General features: G+C 34.4%; 12 protein-coding genes. 9 read left to right on the top strand and 3 right to left on the bottom strand.

Annotated features, from left to right (window positions below):
• Positions 1-358: 358 nt before the first annotated feature.
• The 6 genes from GCQ56_RS15250 to GCQ56_RS15225 all read left to right on the top strand — a co-directional run bounded on the left by GCQ56_RS15250 (position 359) and on the right by GCQ56_RS15225 (position 4,918).
• Positions 359-862 carry a hypothetical protein gene (locus tag GCQ56_RS15250; protein ID WP_152735396.1) on the top strand — a complete coding sequence of 168 codons (504 nt, stop codon included), beginning with the start codon at positions 359-361 and terminating at the stop codon, positions 860-862.
• A gap of 158 nt (positions 863-1,020) precedes the next feature.
• Complete coding sequence (locus GCQ56_RS15245; RefSeq protein ID WP_152735395.1) at positions 1,021-1,497, top strand: hypothetical protein; 477 nt, start codon at positions 1,021-1,023, stop codon at positions 1,495-1,497.
• A gap of 179 nt (positions 1,498-1,676) precedes the next feature.
• The gene (locus GCQ56_RS15240) at positions 1,677-2,333 is read left to right on the top strand and encodes a hypothetical protein (RefSeq protein ID WP_152735394.1); all 657 of its coding nucleotides are present in this window, start codon (positions 1,677-1,679) and stop codon (positions 2,331-2,333) included.
• Between the two features lie 313 nt (positions 2,334-2,646).
• The gene (locus GCQ56_RS15235) at positions 2,647-3,258 is read left to right on the top strand and encodes a hypothetical protein (protein ID WP_152735393.1); all 612 of its coding nucleotides are present in this window, start codon (positions 2,647-2,649) and stop codon (positions 3,256-3,258) included.
• 358 nt (positions 3,259-3,616) lie between these two features.
• Positions 3,617-4,150 carry a hypothetical protein gene (locus tag GCQ56_RS15230; RefSeq protein ID WP_152735392.1) on the top strand — a complete coding sequence of 178 codons (534 nt, stop codon included), beginning with the start codon at positions 3,617-3,619 and terminating at the stop codon, positions 4,148-4,150.
• Between the two features lie 279 nt (positions 4,151-4,429).
• On the top strand, positions 4,430-4,918 hold the full coding sequence (locus tag GCQ56_RS15225; protein ID WP_152735391.1) for a hypothetical protein: 489 nt from the start codon (positions 4,430-4,432) through the stop codon (positions 4,916-4,918).
• A 145-nt stretch (positions 4,919-5,063) separates the two neighbouring features.
• Here the strand turns inward: GCQ56_RS15225 and GCQ56_RS15220 are convergent, their stop codons facing one another.
• The 3 genes from GCQ56_RS15220 to GCQ56_RS15210 all read right to left on the bottom strand — a co-directional run bounded on the left by GCQ56_RS15220 (position 5,064) and on the right by GCQ56_RS15210 (position 8,727).
• On the bottom strand, positions 5,064-5,603 hold the full coding sequence (locus GCQ56_RS15220; protein ID WP_152735390.1) for a dihydrofolate reductase family protein: 540 nt from the start codon (positions 5,601-5,603) through the stop codon (positions 5,064-5,066).
• A 72-nt stretch (positions 5,604-5,675) separates the two neighbouring features.
• Complete coding sequence (locus GCQ56_RS15215) at positions 5,676-6,422, bottom strand: helix-turn-helix domain-containing protein (protein ID WP_152735389.1); 747 nt, start codon at positions 6,420-6,422, stop codon at positions 5,676-5,678.
• A 262-nt stretch (positions 6,423-6,684) separates the two neighbouring features.
• Positions 6,685-8,727: a hypothetical protein gene (locus tag GCQ56_RS15210; RefSeq protein ID WP_193323803.1), complete on the bottom strand. Its 2,043-nt coding sequence runs from the start codon at positions 8,725-8,727 to the stop codon at positions 6,685-6,687.
• Between the two features lie 210 nt (positions 8,728-8,937).
• On the opposite strand from GCQ56_RS15210, the gene GCQ56_RS15205 reads away from it, so the two are divergent.
• From GCQ56_RS15205 to GCQ56_RS15195, 3 genes are all read left to right on the top strand, one after another.
• Positions 8,938-9,645: a YebC/PmpR family DNA-binding transcriptional regulator gene (locus tag GCQ56_RS15205; protein ID WP_152735388.1), complete on the top strand. Its 708-nt coding sequence runs from the start codon at positions 8,938-8,940 to the stop codon at positions 9,643-9,645.
• 246 nt (positions 9,646-9,891) lie between these two features.
• A complete protein-coding gene (locus tag GCQ56_RS15200) occupies positions 9,892-10,668 on the top strand; it encodes an enoyl-CoA hydratase/isomerase family protein (protein ID WP_152735387.1) in 777 nt (258 codons plus the stop codon).
• Between the two features lie 133 nt (positions 10,669-10,801).
• Entirely contained in the window at positions 10,802-12,130 is a 1,329-nt protein-coding gene (locus GCQ56_RS15195) for a 3-hydroxyacyl-CoA dehydrogenase family protein (protein WP_152735386.1), read from the top strand.
• Positions 12,131-12,137: the final 7 nt, after the last annotated feature.

Genomic DNA, 12,137 nt, shown 5'->3' with positions numbered 1-12,137 from the left:
GTTAACTTTAACAAAGCTTTAATGATAAGCAGTAGCTATTGTAAATAGCTTTGTTTGAGGAGTACTGGAGGGGATGAAATGTACTGATTGTGCACATTATAAATAATAGAAAGAGTATGGTGTTCGAAAGACATGCATGTTTGCCTATTATTTTGATCTGATTTGAGTAAGAATTAGTAAGATTTGCATTTATGATTTTAATAAAGAAAATTATTAATTCTCTTAATGAACTCTGGAATTCGTCATCAACTTATCAGCTTACACAGCCATATCGGATGTGTAAACTGATAAATTGAATGAATAAAAGAAAAATAAACACAACTTTATTAAGCTAACAAACAAGTTAGCGCAAATTTAAATGACAAAAACAAAAGACTGTACAGAGACCATAAAGTCAATCCAGAATTGTATAGGTAAAACTGTTCTGGGAGTTGCGAGAGTTCAAACCTACTTAAATGACCAAGAAGATGAAGATGGGGTTGGTGATTTAGAAATAAAGTTTGTTGACAATTCTTTTTTGAGCTTGACAGGAAAGGGAGACGCTGAAACAATAAAGGCAGACAATAAAAAACTAACAGAGCCAAAGTCCTTCAATGTATCAGAGACAGACATAATATCTTGGAGACGAGTAGAATTAAATGAGGAAGAAAGCTGGAAAAAAATTATCGGTCAGACTCTGCATTCAGTTGAAATCGAATTAAAGAAGTATCGGAATATTGGTGATCAAATTACGGCTTGTAGTATGCAATTCAATACGGATTTTGTGACTTTTTACGAGACTAACTCTGATATGAACAAATTTTTCGTAAACAAAGCTCTTCCAAAAGTGGAGGGGCAGAAAAGAATTGAAATAATTAAATAAAAACTTGCGCTAACAGCGGGTCATAGCGCATGCCGCAGTTTGGCTCGGCTGGATGCAGAAGTGAGATTTGAACGATAGAACTTAAAACAACAGACCTGCGGACAAGGCGGCACGACGCCATACCCGCGAAACGTTGTAGCCAATTTTAATTTAATTCTATGAGACTTTTAATTATATATTGTACTGTCTTAATACTTGCTAATATAATTTCGTGTAGAAATCAAAGTGAATCATATGATATAAAAGGTAAATGGTATAGTTTTTCAAGAAAGGACGGCTATGTTGAATACTATATAAATTCAGATACTGTACATCCATACATGCATGTAATGGGAAATATGTTTCCACAAAAATATATAATTAAAGGCGATACTATTCAATACTTTCATTCTGATTATAAAGCAACCATCATTAATAACACAGATTCCATCTTTATTTTTAATAGCAATTCTCGTTCTGATACATTAATACGACTTAATGATACTATATTGACATTCTTCGAAATTAAAAATGAAAATGATTCCATCATAAAGGAGTTTCACTCAAATTTTAAAGAAAGAGCTCATATAAGCTGGATAAAACATGGATATATTACGGAGGAAGAATTAAAAAAATCTTTTCTTGATAAAAATTAAGTAATTGATGATATTGTTGTGCCGTTAAAACAGGTTACAACAAAAGTAAAATTAATGGGTGGTGACGCTCAATTAGATAATTTTACAAAAACAATAAACCCAGGGCGGTTTTGATAAGATGGCAGTTGTGAATCGCCCACAAATTGTAGCAAGACCGTTAGCCATAACTTTAAATTATTATGGAATTTAGGCAGGAAAAATTTCTAACATTTATAAGGATCACAAAACTTCCATTCATATTTGTTTGGCCATTTAATTTGGGGTTCTTTATACTATTATTAATTGTAATTATTCAAACTATTAATTTGAATCTTGGTTCATTATTGGTTGGAGTTTCATTCATTTCACTTGCATTTATAGGTATGAAAGGATTTATATATGGAATGAATTATAAAATGTATTCTAGAGGTGGTGAGGCTATTAGAGAATTAAGTGATAGTAAATATATAATTCTCAATGAAGTTAAAGTATACATCAAAGGGTTTGACTTATTCAGTGTAAAAAAAATATTCCCTCCAAATATCAATAAAACAATTTATGACTTTAATAACTCAGATTTAGTTCTAACGAAAAAATCGATAATACTAATGGGAAAAGGATTTGGGCTTGGTTTCATAGGATTTGCTTACCCTGTGGAATTGATATTTGATGTAGGAATGACAAGTCTACCAAAGGCCAGAATAATTCAATGGACTGAAAAGAATTCTAGAATCGAAATTCAATTTGAGGATCCTAACTATAGTAAAGGAATCAAAATTGAAATGAAGAATGAAATTGACACAATAAAGCAGTGGCTAACAAAAGTAAGCGTTGCGCATCCACATAAAATTAGATGAATAGAATATAAAAGCTTTAAAAATTTGTCAATAGGCAAGCTTTTAAGGCTTTGTTTTTTGCTTTCAGTTCTTGAAAAAGTAAAATTATTGAGGTCTTAAAATGGATCTACAGCTTTAGAAGGAAAATGCCTTGGATTTGAACATAAAGGCAATGGAATTTGGAAGGTCTATTACAGAAATGTATTTTTAGGCTACTTTAACGAAAATAAATTAAGATCAAAAGAATCATCAACAAGGGTAGAGATTAATTTAGTGTAAAGGCTAATCTTTAACTTGTGTAAAGGATGTGCCTTAACAAACATATAGCGCAAAGATGAAAAAGATAGTTTCAATATTAATACTTGGATTATTCTGGGTAACTGCTTTTGCTAAAAATGAAGTTATAGCAAAGAAGACACAGAATTTAATTTTGAAGACTTTTATCTACTGTGATCAAAATCCATCACACAAACCAGAATCAGATTCCATTGTAAATGTATTTGAGAGAAATCTAGTTAAAAGAACGGATTTTGATAAAACAGGACAATTCAACAGAGATATTGAAAAACTTTTCAAATACTTATATAAAAATAGCTTATGGGAATATGAGGATTCAACTGAAAATAGAAGAATGAAAATACGCAGAGCATTTTGTTTTGCATCACTTGCCCTCCTTTCAGATGACAATAAAGTTTTCACATTCATTGAATACGCAAAACTCTCAATCATAGAGCAAATTGACAATCCTGACTTCTATTTGCTTGAAGAGCAACTTCTAGGTTTAAATCTTTTTGAATTGTTATTAAAATATGAAAGGGAATTAATTAGCAAACATGACATTCTTTTAATTGAAAAGTTTCTCGAGGACAACCAAGATCAAATTAAAGAGTCACTTATTGATGAAACTGTAACATTGATGAAGGAATTTAGAATTGAATTAAAATAATACAGTGCCTAACAAAAGTAACCGTTGCGCATCCACATAAAATTAGATGATTACATTATAAAAGCCTTAAAAGTTTGTCTCTTGGCAAGCTTTTAAGGCTTTGTTTTTTGCTTTCAGTTCTTGAAAAAGTAAAATTATTGAGGTCTTAAAATGGATCTGTTGCTTTTAGTAGGAAAGCAGCTTGAATTTGAACATAAAGGCAATGGAATTTGGAAGGTCTATTACAGAAATGTATTTTTATGCTACTTAAACGACAAACTTTTAAAATACAGATAAAAGAGTATTCGGTTAACAAATCATATAGTGTAAACCATGTGATTTGTACAACTGTAAACTATCTCCCTGTACATACAGCAATATGAAGAAGACAGCGTATATATTATTAATATTGGTTTTGGTCATCATTCGACCAGCCTTTTCTCAATGTGAAGAATATGAATATCTCAAAGAACAAGGATTGCTCTCAGACACTTCTTACTTTGTAAAAGCTAGAAGATTTGTTGGTTATATTTTCCCCGAAGGTTACCATGGCGACCTAGTTGATAAAAATAAAACCACATTTAGACTAAGTGAAAATGAAATAGTACTAATTGAATCAGTGTTAATAACTCAGTACAACGAAGTTCATTTAAAAGACTCTCGTGTAATAGAATATAAAAGAAAAAGAAACGTAGGTAGATTTCTAAACAAATATGATAGACAATACTTAGGGTACTTTTCTGATACAGGAGAAAAATGGTGCGTAGTTTTATTGGCAAATAGAAAAAGGAGAGGAAAGCATTATTTTGAATGTTTTGACAGAATGATGTCATTTGGATTTGGGGAATTTTATGAAAAAAATCAGAGGTATTTTAGAATTGACATAGAGAATGAAAGTTTAATAATGCCTTGAAGTAAATAAAAAATGCCAGTGTCCAACAATAAATAAAGGTCATAGGCTGTCAGATGTAATTTGGGAGTTTAGCTCGTTTAATAAAATCGCCGATACTTTTGTTTCGGCTAGTGAAAAGAATAAATTTACATCCAAACAAAAGCTTCGGCTAAGTGGGATTTTGAAGGTTTAGTTTTTCAAATCAGCCCACGACCACTTATTAACAACGTTGTAGTCTATTGAATTAGACTTCAGTATAAAATGACTAAATGATATAGTGAAGAAAATAAATCCGATACTATGATTAGCTTATTAAATATTTTTAATAAAAACATTAAAGAACATCTTATAACTGTAATCGATTATCCTAATCAAATTGTATTTGAAAGTTATTACAGAATAGAAAGCGGTCTTTGGAAGCAGACAGATTTATTAACGATTGAATCTAAAGATATAAGTTCAGAGCGAAAAAAGGAATTAATCTTAAAACATTTAGAATTATCAAAATCAGTCAGAGAAAAGCATTACGATTTTGTGAAGATGTCTGAGAATTATAAAAAGAAAACTGGATTATCATCAATAAGAAAACAAATGTCATTTTCAAAATTAGTCGAGATATATCGAAAAGAAAATGATATTTCTATCACACCAACTAGAAATGGAGGAACTTCTGGTAAAAATAAAGGGTATGAACCTATTGATGAGAAGAAAATAGAGCTTAAATATGAAGAGGATGAATTGGTTTTATTGGGCAGTTATTTAGATGAATCTTTATCGAATTGTGAATAACAACAGACTACAACAAAAGTAACTGTTACACATCCCCAATAAATACTATATAATTGACTTGTGGCAGTTGGGGGCTAGCTTGTAAACTCTAAAATATATAATACTTGCCCCTGATTTTGAATCAGGGGTTTTTTATTTGTAAGTTTTATCTTTTACGAATGTAATGGCTCTGAACCATCTCTTTCAGATAGATTTCTGTATGGGTATGCTCAAATCTCATTTCATTTGGCAATTCTGCAAATAAAGGAATTCCACCGCCCAGAAGGATAGGAATAGTAGTGATGATCATTTCATCGATCAAGTCTTCCTGTAGAAAGCTTTGCACGGTTTTGCCGCCATCGATATACAGGTGATGGTATCCCTTTTGATTGAGATTTTTCACAATATTGGTAAGCGTACCAGATACGATTTCAATTTTCCCGATGTAATCTTTCGGAACTTCTTGCAGGCTGTTACTCAAGATAAATACAGGAACCTGGTAGGGCCAATCGATACCAAAGCTCAGCACAATTTCGAAAGTGGAGCGACCCATTACAATGGCATCAATTTTTTTCATGAAATTGTTGTAGCCTGCATCATCATGATCTGGATTGGGAACAGTGTTTAAATAATCTATACCTCCATTTTTATCTGCAATGTACCCGTCTAAACTGTTTGCTATAAATACGTAATTTTTACCTTTCATTTTGCTGTGTTTTTAGTTTCTGCAAATGTCTTTGATTTACTACCGATAAAATTGTACAGAATTTACCCTACACTACAATTTATAAAACTTTTTTGGAGTACAACCACAGAACTTCTTGAATATCTTGATAAAATGGGATTGATCGTAAAAGCCGGAATCCAAAGCTACACCTATCAATTTCTCTGATTTGTTATTCTGAAGCAATTGTATGGCGGTGTTTACTCTTGTTAGTTTCAGGTAATCGTTAGGTGTTAAGAGGTAATGCTTCTTAAATTTTTGGATAAAGCTTTTTTGTGTAATTGATAAGGAGAGGTTAAAATCTTTAAGCGCTCCTTTGCCCAATAAATTGGATGAAATGTAATTCTCAAATTTGATAAAGTCGGGATCGATATGTTTGCCCGAGAACAATTGGAGCAGGTGTTGCTCTGCCAGCTTAAAATCTGCTTCCTTGGGAACAAAGATGTGCTCGTAAAGTATCTCAGAAATTTGCTCCATAGCACGGGAACCAAACTTCTCGATTAAAATGCCATAACAAAATGGTTTTAGTAGCAATCCGATGCTTCCATAAGTGCCTGATATTTTGGTTTGAAAGGGTTCTGTTTTTAACCCTGATATAATTTGATGATCGTGCTTGTTAATGATGTTCTCGATGTTTTGCCCATCTACCTGAAAGTTATCGCCATAATTGAAGATCAGCTCGGTAAACAAAGCTGCATGATGACTCGATTCCACATTTAGTTCCGTGGATTTACCCAACCAAATAACATCCACAAACTGATTGAGTGGGGAAAAGGGATGATATGTTTTTTCTAGTATCAAATTCTAAGTAAGGTTTGATTTATAGTTTTGGCGTAAAATTAATTGTTTTTTCTCAGTGTAGCTCGGTGTGCTTTGTGGTTCATTAATAATTGAACATTACTAATGGTTTACTGATTCAGCACAGAGATCACAAAGTCTCACAGAGGATGTTCATCAAGAAAAATATAAAACGGAATAGATACAAAAAAGACCATCCCATTTGGGACGGCCTCTTCTTATTGTTTAAGCTAATGGCTAAAGCCAATCGCTAATACCTTAACTTCTATTTTAATTCTTCCAAAGCTTCTTTAGCCGCATTCAATAGTGGCTGAGCCGATAAATCATTACCAGTAGCTTCAACCATCCATTGGTTCGGAGTTAAACGTCCTTGTTTAAAGATACGATCTACCTCGTTCGGGAAGCTTTTTCCTTTTAATTGTTGCTCCAATTGGAACTCAATTACATTACCAAAAGCATAGTTCGATAAGTACAACGGACTGTTCAACATGTGTGAGTAAACAGCCAAAATGGTTTGATCTTTTACGCCATAAACAGGAGCGTAGAATTCGTTCCATACTTTCTTGGCAATGTCCATGGCAGCATCGCGAAGTTCAGCAGCTGTAGCTTCAGGATTTGCATACAACCATCTCCACATGCGAATATCCATTACCGATACACCCATAATTTCGTAAGCGCTCCAGAATAAATCTAATTTCTTTAACGCATCTTTCTGTGGCGAATCATCGTTGATATCCAAAAGCAACATGTCTCTTTTCTGGAAGATGAAAGCCAAAGCTTCTGTAAATGCTGTATTTGGAACACCGTTCATTACAAAGTTGTCTACATCGTATAATGAGATGGTTTGTTCTACATTGTGACCAAATTCGTGGATAGCAATATTGTAGCCTTTGTAATCCATTCCTTTTGCACCAATACGAGTACGCAAGTGAGCTTTTTGTCCTTTTGCAGCGCCACCCCAGGCATGACCTGAACCACGAGCTGGATCTACAGCAATTCTGTCAGCTAACCATTGCGCTCTCTCTTTGTCGTAACCTAATTTTACCAATAGGTTGGCCAAATCAGCTTCCAAAGCTGCAGCATTTGGATACCATTCTCTGGTTTGCGCATCTAATTTCGACTCATCCATTCCGCTACGTGCTTTAAATCCATCGTACCAGATGTCGAATGGCTGTAATTTACGACCCAATCTTTTCTGAATCAATTTACCAACTTTCTTGGTCTCATCAGAACGCAAGAAATCGGTAAAAATCTTTTCAGTTGCTTCCGCAGATATCTCTTTAGCACCATCGTACTGTCTCTTAATGAAAGTATTTTGGTCAGGATAGTAAGGATCAATTGCCTTATTAGCGTGGAAGTTGTTCAGAATCTGCTGGTATCTTTCGTTTGGTTCTGGAGTTGCATCAATTGCTTTTCCATCCTTGTAAACCACATTTGCATATGGGTCCCACTCAAAAGCACCGCTATTAATTACCTTTTCAGGGATTTCCTGAGAGATGATACGCTGCATCACCTGGTAAATCATTTTTTGCTTTTCCAACCCATCATTTTTGTTGGCATAGTTTGCCTTGATTTCATCACGCAGGTTCCAGTGCGATAAAAGAACTTTATCTTCAGGGAAGAAACGATTTCCTTTCTTATCGGTTAAGTGACCAACATAAATATTGTAATCGGCAATGTAAACATCAGAACCAGCAGCAGCTGTTCCAGCAGCTTGTAACAATTCAGAAGGAACTCTTGCAGTAAAGTAATCACCCAAACGAGCGTATGCCCATTCCTGACGAGTCCAGTTTTTTGCATTTGCCTCTTTTTCTTTTAAGCTAAACGATGGGAAGTTCAAAGCAATGTTGAAAGCGATTTTGTTGTTATAAAAATCGTTCATCCAATGCGAACCTACACTGTAAGCACCAAAAGCATTGTCGATAGGATGTTGTTCGAAAATATTCAAGTGTACAGGCTCCAATAAATCCAATGTGATTTTATTAAAATGTCCTGTGATAATCTCGATATTTCTTGATATTTTCTGAAATACCAACTCTTTTTCTGCTTTATCTATAATGAAGTTTTTTGTACAAAAAGCTTTAAAATCGGCTTCCGATCCATCACTCTTGCGCCATAAACTTGCCGCGTGCTTCACACCTTTTTCAAGTAGGTTTTTCTCAGGAGCGTTTTTGCTTAATTCTTCAATTGTTTTACTGATAGTTGCAGAGGAGATGTTTGATGCATCTGCCTTTTGTTCTGCTTTAACTGGATTACCCGAAATGGATAAAACCAGTAATGCTGTAAAAAGAAAAATAATCTTTTTCATTGATTTAGGTTTGTTATCTATGATTTGAATTTATGCGACTAAAGTAACGAATTGAGAGAAACCAAACAATGAGCAATCTCATTAATCATGTCTAAAGGAATCGTTCTGCTGAATACTAAACTTTGTACACTGTTAAAGAAGAAAAATGGCAAATTGCTTTACAGATTGGATCACATGTGTTACTTTTGCGGAAAATTTTATACATAAATCATGGGAAGAGCATTTGAATTTAGAAAAGCGCGTAAGATGAAGCGTTGGGATAAGATGGCTAAAGCCTTTACCCGAATTGGGAAAGATATTGTTATTGCAGTAAAAGAAGGTGGCCCTGACCCGACATCAAATGCTCGTTTGCGTGCTGTGATTCAAAATGCTAAAGCAGTCAACATGCCTAAGGATAATGTTGAACGTGCGATTAAGAAAGCTTCATCAAAGGAGCAGAAAGACTTTAAAGAGCTTGTTTACGAAGGATATGCACCACATGGTATTGCAATTTTAGTAGAAACTGCAACTGATAATCATACCAGAACTGTTGCTGATGTTCGTTCTTACTTTAATAAATGTAAAGGAAGTTTGGGTACTGCAGGTAGTGTAGAATTCATGTTCGAACGTAAATGCCATTTCAAGATTGAAAATGCTGGTCAGGATGTGGAAGAGCTAGAATTGGAAATGATTGACCTTGGAGTAGAAGAAGTTTTTGCCGAAGAAGATGGTATTATGCTTTATGGTGAATTTACTGATTTCGGAAGAATTCAATCTTATCTTGAGGAAAATAACATGACAGTTATTTCTTCAGGATTCGAAAGAATACCTATGGATACAAAGGAACTTCCGGAAGATCAGGTTGCTGATGTTGAAAAACTATTGGAGAAATTGGAAGACAATGATGATGTGCAAAATGTTTATCACAACATGGCATAATAGAATAAAATTATAATTATATTACGATATAATTAGCCTGCCCCTGAATAAGGAGTCAGGCTTTTTTATTTTGCAGTTTATATAAAAAGAAAAACAGGTCTTTTTTTAACTTTTTTATTTTCCTAAAGCCTTGTAAATCTAAGGGGTGTAGCTTAGTGGTTCAGAAGTATGATATTTTACCTTTTGAGTCTTGAGAGTTTTTATTATATTTAGATATGTAGATGAAAAAAAGTCTTACTTACACCTATGGAATTTAATTATTTAAAATTTGAAAAAAGAGGTAGAATTGGAATTCTAACTCTTGACCGCCCAAAAGCCTTAAACGCCCTAAATGAGGGAGTGTTTAAAGAGCTGACCTGTTTCCTCGAGAGTGAGGATGTAAAATCAACACGTGCACTTGTTATTACTGGCGAAGGAAAAGCCTTTATTGCCGGAGCTGATATCAAAGCCATGCAGGAGTATTCTCCTCAAGCGGCTTATGATTTTTCAGAAACAGGTAAAATGGTATTTGATAAAATAGCCAATCTGGAAGTTCCCGTAATTGCTGCGATAAATGGTTTTGCCCTTGGGGGAGGGTTAGAACTTGCATTAGCTTGCGACATTCGTGTAGCTAGTGAGAAAGCACGCTTGGGATTGCCAGAAGTTAATTTGGGTTTGATACCTGGATTTAATGGTACTCAAAGATTACCACGACTTGTTGGAGCAGGAAATGCCATGTATTTAATGATGTTAGGCGAAGGAATTACTGCCACTGAGGCTTATCAGTTGGGCATTGTTCAGAAGCTAACTCCACCTGAGAGTACACTTGATGAAGCTGTTGCTCTTGCTGAAAAAATAGTTACCAAAGGACCTAATGCTCTGCGATTAATAAAGGAGATGGTACGCGAAGGTTTGGAACTGAATAGCAAGGAAGCAGGAAAGATGGAATCCAAAGAATTTGGACGTCTTTTTAAAGAAGATCATTTGGAGCGGGAAGAAGGAATCAATGCCTTTTTAGAGAAGCGTCATCCAAATTGGGAATAATCATTTTTTGTGGGGAGACTTAGTAGAATAACATACTAAGCAGGTAGAGGTGATGGGTTTTATAGAGTAGCTCAATTGGAAGAGTTATATCTTGTTTAGATTAAGAAGAATCAAAATTAAAAAACAAAACAATATGGATTTAGTCCGAAGAATGGAAAACGTAAGTGTGCTGGGAGCTGCAGGAAAAATGGGAAGCGGTATTCTGGTACTATTGTCCTTTGAGATGGCGAAGTTAAAACTTGGCAAAAAGGAAGATAAAGAGTTTGTTTTAAATGCAATTGATGTATCACAGCCAGCTTTAATCGATTTGTTGGGATATGTTCGTTCACAGTTGGTAAAGCATGCCGAAAAGAACATTGTAGAGTTAAGAGAATGGTACAAAGAGAGAGCTGACCTTGTAGATAATGAAGAGGTAATCAATCAGTTTGTTGAGGATGTAATGGCTATGATCCAAACTTCAACAAGAATTGAGACAACTTATTCATCAGATTTGATTTTTGAAGCCATTAAAGAAGATAAGGCACTTAAAGTAAAATTATTTTCACAAATCAAACAGAACAATCCAAAGGCATGGTTCTTAACCAATACTTCTTCAGTTCCGATTGGGGAAATTGAACAAGAAGCAGGTTTAAATGGAGATATTCTGGGTTATCATTTCTATAACCCACCAGTGGTTCAAAGATTATTAGAAATTATTAGATGTGAGAATACTTCCGATGAATTGAACGACTTTTCAGTTGCTTTGGCAAAGTCAATGCGTAAAATTGTAGTTCCTTCAAGAGACGTTGCCGGGTTTATTGGTAATGGTCACTTTATGCGTGATGCTTTGTATGCTTTAAATGAGGCAAGTAAATTATCTGAGACAATAGGTTGGGCAAAAGCCTTCTTCATGATTGATACTATTAGTAGAGATCTTTTGGTTCGTCCTATGGGGATTTTCCAATTGTTGGATTATGTGGGAATTGATGTTACCCGATTTATCTTAGATAGTATGCAACCATCATTTCCAAATGAAACTTTATCGCATACAGTACTAAATCAAATGCTTGGCGCTGATGTAAAAGGTGGTCAATATGCTGATGGTTCACAAAAGGATGGTGTGTTCAAGTATCAAAAAGGAAGAATTAAAGAGGTTTACGATTTAGCTACAGGAAAATATGTTTCTACTGAAGAGATAGAAATGGATTGTGCGGCTAAGCTTGGTGAATTACCAACCTTGAAAGTTTATTGGAAATCGGTAGTAAGAGAGAAAAACAAAGCAGAGCTTTTGGGGAAATTTTTCGAAGAGTTGCACAAAATTGACAGTATGGGTGCAAACCTTGCAGTTGCTTATGGTAAAAATTCAAAAGCGATTGGTCAAATGCTTGTTAATACTGAAGTCGCAGCTTCTGCTGAAGATGTAAATACTGTACTGGAAACAGGATTTTTCCATGCATACGGTCCAATTAATGATTATTTCTAAAAGCACA

This window comes from Marinifilum sp. N1E240 (assembly GCF_009295825.1).
Taxonomy (GTDB): Bacteria; Bacteroidota; Bacteroidia; order Bacteroidales; family Marinifilaceae; genus Marinifilum_A; species Marinifilum_A sediminis.
The sequence above is the reverse complement of the archived record's forward strand: the minus strand, read 5'-3'. Positions and strand labels throughout refer to the sequence as shown.